Here is an 18,258-nt window from a genome sequence, read left to right as displayed (position 1 = left end):
AAATAGCAATGGCTGATAGTTTAGCAAGACAAGTAGAATTTAATCCTAATAAACAACAAGAATCTAAAAGTAGACAACGACAGGTCCTAGACCATCGTCGTGTTGCTTGGAATGGTTTAGAAAAAACCTTACTTGTAATAGGGACAGTGATTACAATTGGCCTAATGACCTTATTGGTTTCTTCAAGTATTTCCGCCACTTCAGCTCAACATGAACTGACTAGCGTTCAACGCTCTGTTGCTAAAGGGCAAAGTCAGCTTAGTGATCTCCATCAAGAATTAGGTGAGTTAACTTCAAGTGCAAGAATGAATGAAATTGCCAAAAGTAAAGGGTTAACTTTGATTGAAAACAATATTAGGACTATTCGCTAATGAAAAATCACATTAGTAACTTAAATTCACAAAAATCCAAAGCTCACAGATATCGCTTTACAGTAGGAAGATTCCTGCAGGTAACTGTAGCTTTGGTTTTTCTTATATTTATGGGCAGATTTTTGTATATTGGTATTTCAAAAACTGTAAGTGGAGAGAATCTGACAAAAAGAACTGAGCAGCTTTATATGCGTAATCAAGTGTTAAAAGCAACTCGCGGAACTATTTATGATCGTAATGGTTTGGCTGTTGCGCAAGATTCACATTTGTACACTATTTATGCAATTTTGGACAAGTCCTCAATCAATTATAAAAATAAGCCTGAATATGTTGTGAATAAAGAACAGACAGCTGAAAAACTGGCTACAGTGTTGCCTTTATCTGCTGATCAGATTCTGCACTACTTAAATCCAGAACATTCTGCTTTTCAAGTTCAATTTGGTACTGCCGGAACCGGTTTGACTAAAAAGCAAAAAGATAAAATTGAGAAAATGAAGCTTCCGGGAATCAAATTTTTTGAAACTCAATCTCGACTTTACCCTAATGGTAATTTTGCTTCACATATCATTGGGTTAGCTAGTCCGGAATATGATCAGAAAACTAGAACACAGAATTTAGTCGGAACAATGGGGCTAGAAGCTTGGTATAACAACGTTTTATCTGGCAAAGATGGCTATCAAGTATCGTCAGTAGATGCTTCAAATTATCAGACTCCCAATAGTGTTCAAAATTATAAAGCTCCAAAAAACGGAAACAATGTTCATTTGACAATTGACTCTCAACTTCAAGAGTATCTTGAAGATCGTCTTTCCTATGTTCAGAATAACTTTAATCCCGTTTCAATTACTGCAGTTGTTGAGGATATGAAGACTGGTAAAATCATGGCAGCTTCACAAAGACCAACATTTAATCCTCAAACTAAAAAGGGAATGCAGAACTCATATCGAAACATCTTGATTCAAGATACTTATGAACCCGGATCTGTTTTTAAAATTTTGACCTTAGCTGCTGCTGTAGATAGCGGAAATTATCATCCTAACCAATACTATAATTCTGGTTCGGTAACTGTTAGTGGTTCGGTAATTCATGACTGGCAGCCTCATGGATGGGGAAGTATTCCCTTCTCTCAGGCTTTTCCAAGATCTAGTAATACAGGGTTTGTCCACATCGAACAGCAGATGGGAGCAAAGACTTGGCGTAGTTACCTTAAGAAGTTTAAAATTGGAGAGAAAACGGGAGTAACTCTTCCTGGGGAGCAACCAGGACTAATTGCTTTCAAGTCACCAATTGACCAAGCTGTTACCAGTTTTGGTCAAGGTATTAATGTTAATGTTATGCAGATGATGCAGGCATTTAGTAGTCTGGCAAATGACGGGCAAATGGTAAAACCACAGTTTGTGGAGAAAATAACGGATTCTGAAGGTAAGACAATTTCTGGTTATCAAGTTAAGAATGTTGGTCAACCGGTTTATTCAAAAGAGGTCGCTAAAGTTGTTCTTGAAAATATGCAGGGAGTTTTAAATAAGCGCATCGGTACCGGTTCTGCTTATCAAATCAAAGGTCAAAGCATAGCAGTTAAAACTGGTACTGCTCAAATTGCTAACCTAAAAAGTGGTGGTTATTTAAAGGGTGACAATAATTACACATTTTCAGTTGTTGGCGTTACACCTGCTAAAAAACCACGTTACTGTATTTACATTACCGTAAAGCAACCTCGCCGAATGAGTAAACCTGCAGAAGTAATTCTTTCATCAATCTTTAAGCCAATGATGAAACGGGTCATTTTAATGTCTAAAAACGAAGTTGACAACTCGGCAGTTGTGAAAATTCCTGACTTAAAAGGGCTGACTTATCCTGATTCAAAGAAGAAAGCTAAACGCATCGGCTTAAGACTTGTTAAATTAGGCAACGGTGATAAAATAGTTGCGCAGTCATATTCGAAAGGACAAAAAGTGCAATCCGGCAAGCGTATGTTTGTTTTAGCTTCTGGAAAAGTAAAATGTCCTAATATGAATGGGTGGACCATTGACGATTTACACCAATTTTCTGAATTAACCGGAGCAAAAATAAAGATTGAGGGATCTGGAGTTGTCAAAAAACAGAGTAAGCAAATCAACTCAACTATTAAATCTGGAATAAAGATCAAAGTTAAATTAAAGGAGTAATACTTTTTATGCTTATTATTAGCATTATTGCATTAGTTAGTTCATTAGCATTAACAGGAATCTTTTTGCCTTGGATGATTATCTTTATGAGAAGTCATCATGAGGGGCAGGAAATTCGACCAGAAGGTCCTAAATGGCACCAAAAAAAATCCGGAACACCAACCATGGGTGGTGTCGTTTTTGTTCTTGCATCAGCTATTTCAGCTATCTGGGTTGCGACTTGGCAAGGTACAATGAGTCATTTAGTGTTAATTTTGTTAATATGCCTATTGGGATATGGTATTGTTGGTTTTTTAGATGATGGCATTAAGCTATTTTATAAGCGTAATCTGGGTTTAAAGGCTTGGCAGAAATTTGCGCTTCAGATTTTAATTGCAATCGTGATAGTTTGGATTGCAGTTACTGATAGTTTTAGGTTTTTTCTTTTTATTCCGTTTTTTGGGTTTGTTAGTAGTGTAGTTGTATTTGCAATATTTGTTGTCTTTTGGCTGGTTGGATTTTCTAATGCTGTCAACTTGTCTGATGGCTTAGATGGTCTTGCTACTGGCTTATCAATTATTGCATATGGAACATATGCTTACTTGGCTTTTAAACAACAAAACTCTGCGATTTTGATTTTTTGTATGAGTGTGATTGGCGGATTAATTTCATTTTTCATTTTTAATCATAAACCTGCTAAAATTTTTATGGGAGATGCTGGCTCGCTTGCCCTTGGTGGTGGGTTAGCTGCTGTCAGTGTGTTTTTAAATCGGCCGTGGTCATTGCTTTTAGTAGGAATTGTTTTTGTTTGTGAAACTGCTAGTGTTATTTTGCAGGTTATCTCTTTCCGGACAACTGGTAAAAGAATTTTTAAAATGACACCAATTCATCATCATTTTGAGATGCTTGGACTTTCAGAATGGAAAGTTGACATTTTGTTTTGGGTGGTTGGTCTAATTGGTAGTATTCTATATCTTGTAATTTGGGGTTAAAAGTAGAAAATGAGGCAGATTGACACTTATCAAAACAAAAATATTTTAGTTTTAGGTCTTGGCAAGAGCGGTTTTGCAGTAAGTATGTTGTTACTTAAACTTGGTGCAAAGCTGACCTTGAATGATAAGGCTGAACTAGATCAAGATGAGCATGCGCTAGATTTAAAGAAAATGGGAGTCCGTGTAATTGGAGGTAAGCATCCAGTCAATTTACTTTCAAAAGAGCATTTTGACTTTTTGGTTAAAAACCCTGGAATTCCATATGATAATCCAATGGTGCAAAAGGCACTGAGCCTCAAAATTCCAATCATTACTGAACCTGAAGTTGCTTTAAGTGTAAGTGAAGCCCCTTACGTATGCGTAACTGGTTCTAATGGTAAAACTACTACAGTTATGCTTACTCAACAGATTTTGGAGCATCATTTAGTAAAATCTGGACACCATGCTTATGCGGTAGGAAATATTGGTTTGCCTATTTCTGAAGCTGTTACTAAAGTAAGTGAAGGCGATATTTTAGTTGTGGAAATTTCTAGTTTTCAATTAATGGGTGTAACGGACATTAATCCTAAAGTTGCCGCAATTATTGATATTTATAACAATGTTCATCTTGATTACCATAAAACTTTTGCTAACTATACTGAGGCAAAGCTAAATGTCACGCGCACGCAATCAGCAGATAATTATTTTTTAGCTAATTATGATCAAAAAGAAATTTTTAAAAAAGAAAAAGAAGTAACAAAGGCGAAAATCCGGACTTTTTCAGAAAACGATCGACAAGCTGATTACTTCATTGCTGAAGGATATTTACAAAATAAAAATGAAAAAATAATAAAAGCAAGTGAAATGAAAATGCCCGGAATTCACAATCAGCAAAATGCTCTTGTAGCTTGTGCAATCGCTCAAATTATGGGTGCTGATAAAGATGATATTCGCTCTACATTGACCACTTTTACTGGAGCAGAACACCGACTGCAATATGTTATGACATTAGAAGGGCGGAAAATATATAATGATTCGAAGTCTACTAATATTGAAGCAGCATCGGTTGCAATTCCTTCCTTTAGTGAACCAGAGGTATTAATAGCAGGTGGCTTAGATCGTGGTTTTAAATTTGATTCTTTGGTTCCAGTTCTAAAAAAGCATGTAAAGGCAGTTGTTTTATACGGCGAAACGCGGTATTTACTTGCCGACGCTGCCCGTAAAGCTGGCATTAGCAATATTGTAATTGAAAACAAATTGCAAGAAGCGGTCCCTAGAGCATATGAGCTTACCGAACCTGGTGATGTATTGTTATTTTCCCCCGCTTGTGCATCTTGGGATCAGTTCAGATCATTTGAAGAACGTGGCGATTATTTTGTTAAATTTGTGAAGGAACTAAAGACGAAATAAAATGAGAATTATTTTTACTGGTGGCGGAACTGGTGGCCACATTTATCCAATTTTGGCATTAATTGAGCGCTTAAAAGAAAAAAACCTTACTACTGATGACGAAATTCTCTTTGTCGGTACTCAAAAAGGATTGGAAGCTAAAATCGTTCCAGCAGCAGGTGTAAACTTTGCTACGCTCGAGATTCAGGGTTTTTCTCGTAAACATTTATTGAACAATTTTACAACTATTAATTTATTTGTTAAAGCGACAAAAAAAGCCAAGAAGATTGTTACAGATTTCAAACCAGATGTTGTAGTGGGTACTGGCGGCTATGTGAGTGGAGCAATTGTTTTTGCTGCGGCGAAAATGAATATTCCTACCATGATTCATGAATCAAATTCGATAGTTGGTGTTGCTAACAAGTTTTTAGGGCACTATGTTGACAGAATTTGTTACACTTTTGATGATGCCGCTAGACAATTTTCTGAAAAGAAAAAGTTGGTTAAAACAGGTAATCCGCGCTCTCAACAAGTTCTAGGTTTAGCTGCTTCAAAAGTCGATTTGCAAACTGAATGGGGATTAAATCCTCAAACCCCAACTGTTTTAATCTTTGGTGGATCGCGCGGTTCTTTAGCGATTAATCGGGTGGTGCTTAAATCACTTACCAAACTGGAGCATAAACCGTATCAGGTCATTTGGGTCACGGGTACTTATTATTACGAAGAGATTCAAAAAAAGCTCGCTGGAGTTGATTATGGTAATAGCATTAAGATCTTACCTTACGTTAAAGACATGCCAGCTCTTCTTCCTAAAATGACCTGCGTAGTTTCACGCTCTGGAGCAACCAGTATTGCTGAATTCACAGCACTTGGTGTACCGGCAATTTTGATTCCTAGTCCAAATGTTACTCATAATCACCAAATGAAAAACGCCCTTGATCTTGAAAAAGCGGGTGCAGCAACAGTTATTGCTGAAGAAGATTTAAATCCCAACAATTTTATTTCTTCAATTGATCATATTTTACTTGATAGTAAATATGCAGATGAAATGAGTGTAGCATCCAAAAAATTAGGAGTGCCTGATGCTTCGGATCAGGTTATTAAAGTAATGGAAGAAATTTCAAAATAAAAGGAGGTGAGGCAGTTGGCAAAGAAGCGTGTAACCAAAATTGATCCTAATGAGAAACTGTCACCATATTTGGAGCATCAATCTAACCAAGGAAAAAGAAAATACCAAACTAAAGTTTCTGCCTCACTTTCAAGGCTTCAAAGTGAACGAAAAACCGCTTTAGTTAAGCGTCTGGGCTTAATTGTGACTATTTCATTAATTTGTATTATTGCTTTAGGCTATTATATTTCACCATTGGCCAATGTCGGTAGCGTAAAAATTGAAGGTGCAGATGATTTACCAGTTAAAGAAGTTGTTCAAAATTCAGGTATTACTGCCAGCGACAAGACAATTGACTACTTACTCCATTTGAATGATGTTAGTGGTAAGTTGACAAATAAATATACTGAAGTCAAAAATGTTGATGTTCGAGTAAATCATTTTAATCAACTTGTTTTAAAAGTAAATGAATATAGTACAATAGGCTATATTAAGAAAGAAAAAGGCTATTGTAAAATTCTAACAAATGGTAAACTAGGTACACAGTTATTATCTTGGAATAAAATAAGCCAAGATAAGCCTGTATTTATTGGTTATAATCACGAAGTTTCATTAAAAAATAATCTTAAATTATTTAACAGCTTGCCTAGTGACTTTCGTAGTCAAATCAAGCTTTTAAGTGGGAATACTCGACGCAAATCGCAAGTCATTTTTGTTATGAAAGATGGCAATGTAGTTATCGGCAGTGCTTCTACCCTCAAAAGTAAACTAAAGTATTATAATGAAATAAAAACTAAAGTTGGAAAAAATAGCTTGATTGATTTGGAAGTGGGCGCTTATAGTCGACCACTCACTCCAAGTGAGAAGCGTGCGTATGGCTTAACATAAGCTGAATTTATCATTTTTTTATGTTAAAATTTTAAGAGAACATCGAGGGGGGCTAATTTTTGGACAATACGAATCTTTTGGTGGGACTAGATATAGGTACCACTAGTGTTAAAGCGGTTGTAGCTGACTCTGGCAAAGTAATTGGTGCCGTTGTGATTCCCAATAAAGGAATGCGGCATGGCAATATCGTAGACATCGATGAAACTGCTAATGCGATTAGTCGTGCATTAAAAGAAATTGCCAAAAAAACTAATGCAAATATTTATCGTGTAGTGACGGGAATTCCAGTTGGAATGTTGCAACTGGAAACAGCTAGTGACATGATTAGTGTTAGCGATAATGGTCAAGAAGTTGGCAACAATGATGTTAGGCGTGTAGTACAGGCGGCTATTAAGTCGGCGGTCAAGAGCGAGCGCGAGCCAATTGCTTTTTTACCAAGTCGGTTTCTAATTGATGGCAAAACTGAAGTTGATGACCCACGCAAGATGATTGCTCATTCGTTAGCAGTTCATGGAATTATGCTAACTGCACCTGCTAGTCCACTTCACAACATTAAAAAAGCAATTGAACGGGCTGGGTATCAAAATAACTTCTTTATTCCAACGCCACTCGCAATTGCTAGCGTTGCTCTAGATGAGAGTGAACGTACTTTTGGGTCAGTTATTCTTGATTTAGGTGGTGGAATAACTACTGCTACCGTAATTCATAACGGTCAAATCAAGTACGCCAATATTGATTTTGAAGGCGGCAGTGACATAACAAATGATATTTCTGCAGTTCTCAGTGTGTCGAAAAAAGATGCTGAACAGATTAAACTTGACTACGGTTATGCGGATCCAAATTTAGCTTCTGAGAAAAACAAGTTTGCAGTGAACAGTGTCGGCTCTAATGGTCAACAGATGGTTGATGAAGTATATCTTAGTCGGATTATCAATGCTCGTGTTTTACAAACGGTTAAACGCATTGAAAAAGGCTTAGTAAAGCATGACGCTTTAAAATTACCGGGTGGTATCGTCATTACGGGTGGTAGCAGCTTGCTTCAAGGCTGCGATGATATAGTAGCTTCTGAATTTAATGTTAAGACCAGAGTATATCAACCTGACCAAATTGGGATGCGTAATCCAGTATATTCTGCAGCGTATGGTATAGTTAACTATGCATATAAAATGTCTGATATTGATTTCCTGGTTATTAGTGCAATTTATGGAAAGAACGCCTTAGGTGAAACTGAAGAAACAACTGAAAAAATTACTAAAAATTCAAAAAGACCGGTAACTAGTAATGAAAACCAAGGAAAAGAAGAATATAATAGACATGAGTTGCTAAAGCGTGAACGAAGAGCGCAAAGCAAATCGAAAAAAGATACGCAAAATAAAGATAGAGGCATTGGGAATTTCTTTAAGAAATTCTTTGATTAAAGGTGGTTAATATAGATGGATTTCACATTCGATTCAGATGACAATAAAAATGCAGTCATCAAAGTGATTGGTGTCGGTGGCGCTGGTGGTAATGCTGTCAATCGAATGATCGATGATGGCGTACAAGGAGTTTCCTTTGTTGCGGCTAACACGGATGTTCAGGCATTAAACAGTAATAAAGCAGAAACTAAAATACAGCTTGGACCTAAACTAACAAGAGGACTTGGTGCTGGCTCACACCCTGATGTTGGTCAAAAAGCTGCTGAAGAAAGCGAGCAAACAATTGAAGATGCCCTAAAGGGTGCTGACATGATTTTTATCACTGCTGGAATGGGTGGTGGTACTGGTACTGGTGCTGCTCCGGTTGTGGCCAAAATTGCTCGTGAAACAGGTGCATTAACAGTTGGGGTTGTTACTCGTCCGTTCACATTTGAGGGTCCCAAGCGTTCTAAAAATGCCACTGAGGGTATTTCTGAATTAAAGCAATATGTTGACACTTTAGTAATTATTGCTAACAATCGTCTACTTGAAATGGTTGATAAGAAGACACCGATGATGGATGCTTTTAAAGAAGCCGACAACGTGTTAAAACAGGGTGTTCAAGGAATTTCTGACTTAATTACTTCAACTGATTATGTTAACTTGGATTTTGCCGATGTTAAAACGGTCATGGAAAATCAAGGAGCCGCCCTTATGGGTATTGGCCGGGCTAGCGGCGAAAACAGAACAGTTGAAGCTACTAAGCTGGCAATTTCTTCTCCACTTCTTGAAGTATCGATTGATGGAGCAAGGCAAGTCCTATTGAATATTACTGGTGGACCAGATTTGACGTTATTTGAGGCTCAAGATGCTTCTGACATTGTTTCAAAAGCCGCTGGCGATGATGTAAACATTATCTTTGGTACCTCAATTAACCCTAACCTAGGTGATGAAGTTGTTGTCACAGTTATTGCAACCGGAATTAGCTCAATGGCTGAAGAAGAGGCTTCAAAACAGTTACCTGGTCAGGGTCATAAGGTTAAGGCTCAGCCAGGTGATCAAGTAACTTCTGAAGTTTCTGAACAAGAACAAGTTGTTGAGCAATCTGCTTCTGACGATAATGCTGCTAAGCATTCGACAATGGTTGACCCAACTAGTGTTTGGGGATTAGATAGTAATGATCAAGAAACTAGGCGCGCATCTGCAGATAGTATTGAACAAGATCAAAGGCAAAGTTCATTTACTGATGATGATCAAAGCAGCATTTCTCAGATTGAAACAAGTGCTTTGGATGACGACGATGTAGATGATATTCCATTTTTTAGACACCGCGGTGAAAACTAATAGGAGGTAAAAAGATGGCTTTTAGTAAAATAGGCAAATTTTTCGGCGTTTCAGATGAAGAAGATGAGATGCTAGATGAAGAGTATCTAGATGATACTAGGGTCGGTGATGAAGATAGTATTCAATCTAATGGCATCGATTCTGATAAAGTAGTTTCCATCAAATCTGGAGTTAATTCTGCTAAAAGTAAGATTGTTCTATATGAGCCTCGAGTATATTCTGATGCAAAAGAAGTTGCGCAAAACTTGTTGAACAACAAAGCAGTAGTCATTAATTTTAGTAGGATGGAAGATTCCTCTGCGCGCAGAATCGTTGACTTTATTACTGGTACTGTTTACGCTTTAAATGGTGAAATTCAACGTATTGGTGATCGCATCTTTTTAGCTACTCCGCCTAAATTTGTAACTAATGGCAAAATTAGTGATTTAGTCGACAAGGAAGATAATCTGAGCTAATGGCAACAATAATATACTATGTGATTGAAGCTATCAACTGGCTGATTTGGATATATAGCATCATTATGGTAATCGATGCCATTTTAAGTTGGGTTCCGTCTTTACGAGACTCAGTAGTTGGTAGATTTCTAAATCGAATAATTGACCCCTATGTCAATATATTCCGTAAAGGAATAATTCAAAATTTGACCCAATCAACCGGTATAGATGTTTCCTTTTTAATCGGCTTGTTATTACTTTATTTTGTGCAAGATTATGTATTAAAATGGGTACTTAACATTTTATTAAGAATTTTTGTGAGATAGATACAATTTATGCAGCTGCGGCTGCTTTTTTTATCATTTAATTTAGTTACAGAATCCTTATTCTTTCGATAAATAAGGATGGCTGATAACAAATGTACATCTAAATTAAAATGAACTATAAAGTGCTTCTGAGCTTGAAAGCTTGTAAGAATAGAGTATATTGTATTATTCGGAAAATAGTTTTGAGGAACGTATGTAAATTTGGACGACATTATTAAACGCCGCAACTATGCAAAAAAAGTACTGTACGGAAATAATCCAGATGATGCTAAAGACGTTGATAAATTAGCTGGGTTATTAACTAATGTAACTTATCATCATCAAACAGTGCTAACTGATTTTTTAAATCCAGGACAAAGAGATACACTAAAGATGCTTGCTGCAGATACATTGATTATCCAAGAATATGGTGGCTATCCTGAAGCTGAAAAAAAACGCGTGTATATTTCTGAAGATGGGAAAAATCTTAGATTTAGGGACTATAGTATCAGTGCCTGTAAAATTGATTATTCTTATAAGTACAATCAACTAAGTCATGGTGAAATTCTTGGTAGTTTAGCCAATTCCGGTATTGAGACGGATACTTTTGGCGATATTATTACTGATGGTCAAGGAAAGTGGCAGTTTTTTGTTAAAAGCGAATTACTAAATCATTTTCAAAATGAAGTTAGACAAATTGGTAGAACTCAGGTTAGAATAAGGCCAATTTTGAACCGAGAAGTTCTTATTCCTGAGGATAATGCGATTGAACTATCAGTTATTAGTTCAGCTCTCAGGCTTGACGCAGTTTTATCTGGTGTTAGTAATAAAAGCAGACGGCAAATAAAAGAGGCAATTGCTGATAATTTAGTAAAATTAAATTGGCATGTAACAAAGGATTCTAATATAATAGTAAAAGAAAATGATATTCTAAGTCTGAGACATTTTGGCAGATGCCAGATTTTAGACCTTAGAACAACTAAAAAAGGTAAATTTAAGGTGGTGCTAAAACTTTGGCAAACAAAGAAGAACAAGCAAAAAAAACATTGACTCCAATGGATATTCATAATAAGGAGTTCAAAAAAAGAGGACTTAGTGGTTACGACAGACATGAAGTTGATGTATTTTTGGATCAAATAGTCGACGAATATGGAAATTTACTTGATGATAATATTGACTTAAAAAATGAAGTTACACGCTTAATGAGTCAGGTTAATCAACTGCAAAGTCAGGTAATTAACTATCAACAACAAGAGCAAAGCATCAAAGAGCAGGTTGAAGAAGCTCACAAGAAAGCTACTAAAATTGTCGACAATGCGACAGTTGCAGCGAATGACAAGGCAGCTCAAGCTGAAATTGATACGGACTATCAACGTCAACAATTGGAAACCATAAAATCTGATTATGAACGGGTAAAACGTGAAGTTGCTGGATATCGAAGTTATATTCAAGATCTTTTGCAAAAAGCCATTGCAAACTTAAATGACGATGATTGGCAAAAAGCTCTTGATGAGTACTTCTCAACTGAGCGCTTTTATCCGCCAGATGGTGCCGAGCCAATTACTTTAGTTGATGCTGAAGAAGAAGTTGATGAAGATGACGATGAAGACGATGAGGTTGACAACGGCGGGGATATTGAAGTAAACTTTGAAGATAACATCGTTGAAGATAATATTGATGATGAAAAAGATAAAGTAGAAAATACGGATGAGCCTAAGCCAATGGAAGGGGACAGTCCAAACTCAGAAGCAATTAGCGATTTAACTAATGATTCTGATCAACTGTCAGGTCCATCAGGAACAACAATAATTTTCCCTGATGATTATAAAAATCATAATTAATAAGCGGGCAGTAAAACTTTTTAAGCAATTCAGCGAATTAGTGTTGGTGTGAGACTAGTGCAAGAGCTAAAAAGTTGATCAGCTGTCATAATTCTAGTTTATTTCGTCAGCTGCACGATACGCAGTTATTAAGTGGAGTTTGATAACTCAATTTAGGTGGTACCACGATGAAAAACCTCGCCCTAATTTAAAGGACGAGGTTTTTTTATAGAAAGGAAATTTAAAATGAGAGTAAGAGATACGCTAAATCTGGGTAAAACCAAGTTTAAGATGCGGGGAAATCTGCCCGTTAGAGAAGCTGAGTGGCAAAAGCAATGGGATGAAAATAAGCTATATGAACAGCGACTAAAACTAAATGAAGGTAAGCCGCACTTTGACTTACACGATGGTCCTCCGTTTGCCAATGGTAATATTCATATGGGTCATGCTTTAAACAAGATTTCCAAGGATATCATTATTCGATTTAAAAATATGAGCGGATACTGTGCGCCTTATGTTCCTGGTTGGGATACACATGGGTTACCTATTGAGCAACAATTGACAAAGCAAGGCGTAGATCGTAAAAAAATGAGCCAAGCAGAATATCGTCAGCTTTGCGAAGACTTTGCTAGAAAAGAAGTCAAAAAGCAAATGGCTGATTTTAAGCGTTTAGGTGTCATGGGCGATTGGGATCATCCTTATATAACGCTTCAGCCTGAGTATGAAGCCGAAGAAATTCGTGTATTTGGTAAAATGTACGAAAAAGGATATATTTACAAGGGTAAAAAACCGGTTTATTGGTCTCCTTCCAGTGAGTCAACTCTCGCTGAGGCAGAAGTTGAATACCATGATGTAAAATCACCATCGATTTATGTTGCGTTTCCAGTTAAGGACGGAAAGGGAATTTTAGATTCGGAAAGAACTTACTTTCTAATTTGGACTACGACGCCGTGGACTATTCCGGCAAACCAAGGAATTACAGTTAATCCAGGTTTTGACTATTCAGTAGTCAAAGTTGGTGATAAACGTTATGTTGTTGGCACTGAGCGTTTGCAAGCAGTAGCTGAAACATTAGGTTGGAAAGATTATGAAACTGAGCAGCATCTGAAAGGTACTGATATGGACCGCATGCTTGCAACTCATCCGCTTTATGGTCAGGATGTCCTTTTGATGAATGCACCGCATGTTACTGCTGACGATGGTACTGGTTTAGTTCATACTGCTTCTGGCTTTGGTGAAGATGATTACAACGTTGCACAAAAATACGGTTTGCCAGTATTTAGTCCGATGGACAACAAAGGATGCTTCACTAAAGAAGTACCAGATCCTGATTTAGTTGGCATGTTCTACGATGACGCAAATAAAGTCGTTGCCGAGAAATTAGAAAAATCAGGTAATTTACTCAAACTGAGCTTCTTTACGCACTCTTATCCTCATGATTGGCGTACCAAAAAGCCAGTAATCTATCGTGCAACTACTCAGTGGTTTGCTTCGATTGAAAAATGTCGTCAGCAAATTCTTGATCAAATTGACCAAGTAAACTTTACTCCGTCATGGGGTAAATTACGCTTGCACAACATGATTAAAGACCGCGGTGATTGGGTAATTTCCCGTCAACGGGCATGGGGAGTTCCATTACCAATTTTCTATGCTGAAGATGATACTCCAATCGTGACTTCTGAAACAATTGAGCATATTGCCCAAATCTTTGCAAAGGAAGGTTCTAATGCTTGGTACAAACATACCGCAAAGGAACTACTCCCTGATGGTTTTACTTCTGAGCATTCTCCTCACGGTGAGTTTAGAAAAGAGACCGATATTTTAGATGTTTGGTTTGATTCTGGATCCTCACATCAAGCTGTGATGGCAGCAAGAGATAACTTACGTTTCCCAGCAGACCTTTATCTTGAAGGCAGTGATCAGTACCGTGGCTGGTTTAATTCTAGTTTGATTACTTCGGTTGCTACAACAGGAATTGCCCCATATCGTGGTATTCTGTCTCAAGGATTTGTTTTGGATGACAAGGGACACAAAATGTCTAAGTCACTTGGCAATGTAATTGTGCCAGATGATGTCATTAAGAAAATGGGTGCTGAGATTATTCGTTTGTGGGTTGCTTCAGTGGACGCAACTTCTGATGTTGCTGTTTCGCAGGACATTTTACAACAAACTGCTGAAAGTTACCGTAAAATCAGAAATACTTTCCGCTATATGCTGGCAAATACTTCTGACTTTGAACCTGAAAAAGATCGAGTTGCGTATCAAGATCTTAACTCGATTGATCAATACCTAGAAGTTCGTTTGAATGACTTAGTGAAAATTTGTCTTGAGTCATATGGAAAGTATGATTTTAATAACGTGTATAAGAGAGTATTTTCGTTTATTTCAAACGAGCTTTCCGCATTTTATTTGGATTTTGCTAAAGATGTTTTATATATCGAAGGTGAAAATAGTCACGCTAGACGTTCAATGCAAACTGTTATCTACGATGCTGCTGTGAAATTGGCTAAAACTTTAACACCAATTTTGCCGCATACGATGGAAGAAATTTGGTCATTTTTAAAAGAAAAAGAAAATTATGTGCAACTTGCTGAAATGCCTGATGTAGTAGAATATGATAATCATGATGAATTACTTGAAAATTGGCAGAAATTTATGAATCTTCGTGATGACGTTCTTAAAGTACTGGAAGAAGCCCGTGATGAAAAGCTAATTGGTAAGTCATTTGAAGCAGCAGTTACGATTTATCCTGATCAGGAAACTCAAGCAGTGCTAAATAAACTGGATGCTGATTTCAGACAGATCTTAATTGTTTCAAAACTAACAATTGCCAATGGTGAAGCACCTGCAAATGCTGAACATTTAGGAAATGGTTCATTTATTGTAGAACGCGCTGAAGGTGAAGTTTGTCCTCGTTGCCGAATGATTAGAACAGATATTGGCAAAGACAAAGATATGCCGATGTTATGTGGACGTTGTGCTGAGATAGTTAAAACCGATTATCCTGAAGCTGTCCAAGAAGGATTGGAAGAGTAATGCGTTTAGGAACAGTAAAGCAATTTGACCAAAACAGTAGTTTTGGTTTTATTGAAGACGAAGAAAATCACAAATCGTATTTTGTTTTTTATACAGCAATTAAGGAAGAAGGATATCGTCGCCTTCGAGTAGGGCAAAAGGTAAAATACCAACTTGCTCAGGGAAAAAATGGCTTGCAGTGTGTAAATGTATACTTAGCCGATTTACAGGAAAGTGAATAAATGGATTTAACAGAAACTGAAATTTCTTCAAAACAGATTTTTTCGGGACGAATAGTTGATCTCTCAGTTAGAACGATTAAGTTGCCAAATGGTGAAACCGCAACTAGAGAGATTGTGCAGCATAAGCCTGCAGCAGCAGCTATTGCAGTAAATGATAAGCAAGAAATGCTATTAGTTGAGCAGTGGCGTGAGCCGATAAAGGAATTGACTTTGGAAATTCCAGCTGGTTTGATTGATGAAACTGATGCAAGTCCCTTGGACGCAATGAAACGTGAGTTAAATGAAGAAGGCGGCTATCGCGCTGATTACTGGGAGAAGATAACTGAATTTTATTCATCCCCTGGTTTTACTAATGAAAAATTATACTTATTTTATTGTGATACGCTAACAAAATTAGTCGATAAAAAACCACTTGACAGTGATGAATTTTTAACTAGTCACTGGTATAGTCTTGAAGAATTAAAATTGCTTTCTGCTCAAGGTAAAATTGTCGACGCTAAAACATTGTACGCAATGAGTGTGTGGGAAAACATGCTCTTAACTGGTGTAGACGCTGAGGAATAAAATGACTGAAAAACGATCGGAATACCGTAAAAAGGCTAAACATCAAAAAAATAGAGGATTTTTGAATACAATAAAATCTGCTTTTGACGATGATAATCAAGAAGTCGATGTTAATCCTGAATTTACTCGAACTGATCAAGATAATGTGCAAATTAATCAGCAACGGGAAAGTGAAGGTCGGAAACGACGAAATGAGCAGGGCAATCGTGACGCTGACCAAGAGAAAAAAGAAGATTCATCCTTCAAGCGTGAAGCGCATAACCAATCTCTGTCAAGTCAAGATAAAGCATTGAGACTGAAAAAGAAGTTGAATCATGCAATAATAATTGTGTTTGTTTTAATTGTGTTGGTATTATTGGCATTGTTTCATTTATAGATTATTAAACGAGGGTAAAATGAAGATAGCAATTATTGTCCCAATGGAAATTGAGGCTGAGTATTATCACAAGTATTTTCGCTCTGGTAACAAGGAAATGTTCGGATCTACAATGTTCGAGCATTTTTGCGTTAATCACAATGACATATATGTTGGGTTGAGCGGAATTGGTAAAGTGCAAGCTGCAATGAATTTGACTAGCCTTTTAAGTCGAGTTGATGTTGATGCAGTGTTCATGACTGGTACTGCCGGATCATTGCAAAACCATGTGCATAAAGAAGATATCGTGCTCGCAAGTTCGTTTGCTTATCACGATGCGCATAACACTCTTGCGGGCAATTACGTTGAAGGACAGATTCCCGGTGAACCAGCCACTTTTAGCTTAAATTCGCCTCAGAAAGAAAAGTTCGCTGATTTTTTAAATGATCAGTGTGTTTCTTATGATGAAGGACTAGTAGTTACTGGCGACTCTTTTATCGGATCTGATGCTCAAAAAGAAACCATTAAGTTGAATTTTCCAAAAGCCTTATGTGTTGAAATGGAAGGTGCCGCTTTTGCTCAAGTTGCTTATCATTTTAACAAGCCGCTAATTGCAATGAGAGCAATATCTGATAATGGCAATGACGGTGCAAATGAGGACTTTGATCAGCTGGCTAAGAAAGTAGGAGCAAAGGCAGCTAAGCAGATATGCGCTTACTTGGAAAAGATAAAATAAAATGAGTAAAGAAATATATTTAGATAATGCAGCTACAACTCCAATGTCGCCCAAGGTTATTGAAATAATTACCAACGAAATGAAACAAGATTTTGGTAATGCTTCAAGTACATACGAAATAGGACGACAAGCTCGTCATACAGTTGATCAAGCGCGTAGTCAAATTGCTAAGGCAATTCATGCCAAAGATAATGAAATAGTCTTTACATCAGGTGGTACTGAAAGCAATAATAATGTAATTTTTGGGACTGCACATAGCCGAAAAGAAATAGGAAAGCGTGTCATTACCACAAAAATAGAACATCCGTCAGTTTTACAACCGATGAAGCAGCTCGAACAAGAAGGTTATGAAGTAATTTATCTTGATGTTGATGAGAATGGCTGTATTTCGCTTGAGCAGTTAAAACACTTTTTGACTCCTGATACTATTTTGGTATCGATTATGGCAGTCAACAATGAAATCGGGATTATTAATCCTTTGAAACAAATCGGGGAAATTGTCGCCCAAAGTAATGCATATTACCACGTTGATGCCGTTCAAGGGTTAGGCAATATCGACATAGATGTTGATGAAATGAAGATTAATTTCTTATCGGCTTCGGCACATAAAATCAATGGACCAAAATTTTTAGGTTTTTTATATATCGACTCCAATGTTAAATTACCTTCATTAATTTATGGCGGTGATCAGGAAACTAAAAGACGAGCTGGGACTGAAAATGTGCCTGGTATTGCTGGCTTTGGTGAAGCAGTCCGCGAAGCAGCAAGTTTTGACAAAACAGAATTGCAAAGCAGATATCGTCATTTTCAAAAAATAATTTTGAAAAAATTAGATAATGCTAAAATTAAGTATCAAGTTAATGGTGGAATTAGCGAGAAAGCGTCCCATCATGTTCTGAATCTGTGGCTAAAAAATGTGTCAACTACCGTTTTACAAACTAACCTTGATTTGGCTGGTTTTGCTGTTTCCGGTGGTTCGGCATGTACAGCTGGCTCAATTGAACCATCTCATGTTTTGATTGCTTGTTTTGGTAAAAACTCTCCGCGCATTACTGAGTCAATTCGGATTTCTTTTGGACGCTATAACACTGACGAAGAAGTCATGCGTTTTGCGGAGCAGCTAATCAATATTGTTAGCAAAATTCAAGACAAACAAAAGTAGTTGCTTTTTAAAA

At 37.1% G+C, this 18,258-nt stretch carries 18 protein-coding genes; all 18 read left to right on the top strand.

Going from position 1 to position 18,258, the window contains the following annotated elements:
* The first annotated feature begins 8 nt into the window (after positions 1 to 8).
* The 18 genes from ftsL to AC2JF9_RS01750 all read left to right on the top strand — a co-directional run bounded on the left by ftsL (position 9) and on the right by AC2JF9_RS01750 (position 18,245).
* The gene (gene ftsL / locus AC2JF9_RS01835) at positions 9 to 371 is read left to right on the top strand and encodes a cell division protein FtsL (protein ID WP_500725009.1); all 363 of its coding nucleotides are present in this window, start codon (positions 9 to 11) and stop codon (positions 369 to 371) included.
* Positions 371 to 2,536, top strand: coding sequence for a penicillin-binding transpeptidase domain-containing protein (locus tag AC2JF9_RS01830; protein ID WP_500725008.1), 2,166 nt, complete (start codon positions 371 to 373; stop codon positions 2,534 to 2,536). Before ftsL ends, AC2JF9_RS01830 begins: the two co-directional genes overlap by 1 nt.
* Before the next feature lie 8 nt (positions 2,537 to 2,544).
* The gene (gene mraY, locus AC2JF9_RS01825; RefSeq protein ID WP_500725007.1) at positions 2,545 to 3,507 is read left to right on the top strand and encodes a phospho-N-acetylmuramoyl-pentapeptide-transferase; all 963 of its coding nucleotides are present in this window, start codon (positions 2,545 to 2,547) and stop codon (positions 3,505 to 3,507) included.
* 9 nt (positions 3,508 to 3,516) lie between these two features.
* Positions 3,517 to 4,896 (top strand): UDP-N-acetylmuramoyl-L-alanine--D-glutamate ligase, encoded by a 1,380-nt coding sequence (gene murD, locus AC2JF9_RS01820; protein WP_500725005.1) that lies wholly within the window; start codon positions 3,517 to 3,519, stop codon positions 4,894 to 4,896.
* A gap of 1 nt (position 4,897) precedes the next feature.
* The gene (gene murG / locus AC2JF9_RS01815; RefSeq protein WP_500725003.1) at positions 4,898 to 6,004 is read left to right on the top strand and encodes an undecaprenyldiphospho-muramoylpentapeptide beta-N-acetylglucosaminyltransferase; all 1,107 of its coding nucleotides are present in this window, start codon (positions 4,898 to 4,900) and stop codon (positions 6,002 to 6,004) included.
* Between the two features lie 15 nt (positions 6,005 to 6,019).
* Positions 6,020 to 6,871, top strand: a complete 852-nt coding sequence (locus AC2JF9_RS01810; protein WP_500725002.1) for a cell division protein FtsQ/DivIB — start codon at positions 6,020 to 6,022, stop codon at positions 6,869 to 6,871.
* A gap of 59 nt (positions 6,872 to 6,930) precedes the next feature.
* A complete protein-coding gene (ftsA, locus tag AC2JF9_RS01805) occupies positions 6,931 to 8,289 on the top strand; it encodes a cell division protein FtsA (RefSeq protein WP_500725001.1) in 1,359 nt (452 codons plus the stop codon).
* Positions 8,290 to 8,304: 15 nt separating this feature from the next.
* Entirely contained in the window at positions 8,305 to 9,612 is a 1,308-nt protein-coding gene (ftsZ, locus tag AC2JF9_RS01800; RefSeq protein WP_500725000.1) for a cell division protein FtsZ, read from the top strand.
* A 14-nt stretch (positions 9,613 to 9,626) separates the two neighbouring features.
* Positions 9,627 to 10,067, top strand: coding sequence for a cell division protein SepF (locus AC2JF9_RS01795; RefSeq protein ID WP_500724999.1), 441 nt, complete (start codon positions 9,627 to 9,629; stop codon positions 10,065 to 10,067).
* Positions 10,067 to 10,372 (top strand): YggT family protein, encoded by a 306-nt coding sequence (locus AC2JF9_RS01790; protein WP_500724997.1) that lies wholly within the window; start codon positions 10,067 to 10,069, stop codon positions 10,370 to 10,372. Before AC2JF9_RS01795 ends, AC2JF9_RS01790 begins: the two co-directional genes overlap by 1 nt.
* 201 nt (positions 10,373 to 10,573) lie before the next feature.
* The gene (locus tag AC2JF9_RS01785; RefSeq protein WP_500724995.1) at positions 10,574 to 11,401 is read left to right on the top strand and encodes a YlmH family RNA-binding protein; all 828 of its coding nucleotides are present in this window, start codon (positions 10,574 to 10,576) and stop codon (positions 11,399 to 11,401) included.
* Complete coding sequence (locus AC2JF9_RS01780) at positions 11,365 to 12,192, top strand: DivIVA domain-containing protein (protein WP_500724994.1); 828 nt, start codon at positions 11,365 to 11,367, stop codon at positions 12,190 to 12,192. The genes AC2JF9_RS01785 and AC2JF9_RS01780 overlap by 37 nt, the downstream gene beginning before the upstream one ends.
* Positions 12,193 to 12,417: 225 nt before the next feature.
* Complete coding sequence (gene ileS / locus AC2JF9_RS01775) at positions 12,418 to 15,207, top strand: isoleucine--tRNA ligase (RefSeq protein ID WP_500724992.1); 2,790 nt, start codon at positions 12,418 to 12,420, stop codon at positions 15,205 to 15,207.
* Positions 15,207 to 15,428, top strand: a complete 222-nt coding sequence (locus AC2JF9_RS01770; RefSeq protein WP_500724991.1) for a cold-shock protein — start codon at positions 15,207 to 15,209, stop codon at positions 15,426 to 15,428. Before ileS ends, AC2JF9_RS01770 begins: the two co-directional genes overlap by 1 nt.
* On the top strand, positions 15,429 to 15,992 hold the full coding sequence (locus AC2JF9_RS01765; RefSeq protein WP_500724990.1) for an NUDIX hydrolase: 564 nt from the start codon (positions 15,429 to 15,431) through the stop codon (positions 15,990 to 15,992).
* Between the two features lies 1 nt (position 15,993).
* Positions 15,994 to 16,368 (top strand): hypothetical protein, encoded by a 375-nt coding sequence (locus AC2JF9_RS01760; protein WP_500724989.1) that lies wholly within the window; start codon positions 15,994 to 15,996, stop codon positions 16,366 to 16,368.
* A gap of 19 nt (positions 16,369 to 16,387) precedes the next feature.
* The gene (locus AC2JF9_RS01755; protein WP_500724988.1) at positions 16,388 to 17,083 is read left to right on the top strand and encodes a 5'-methylthioadenosine/adenosylhomocysteine nucleosidase; all 696 of its coding nucleotides are present in this window, start codon (positions 16,388 to 16,390) and stop codon (positions 17,081 to 17,083) included.
* Between the two features lies 1 nt (position 17,084).
* The gene (locus AC2JF9_RS01750; protein WP_500724987.1) at positions 17,085 to 18,245 is read left to right on the top strand and encodes a cysteine desulfurase family protein; all 1,161 of its coding nucleotides are present in this window, start codon (positions 17,085 to 17,087) and stop codon (positions 18,243 to 18,245) included.
* Positions 18,246 to 18,258: the final 13 nt, after the last annotated feature.

Source organism: Lactobacillus sp. C449L (genome assembly GCF_059900815.1).
Note: the sequence above shows the minus strand (reverse complement) of the source record. Positions and strands in the feature narration are given on the sequence as shown.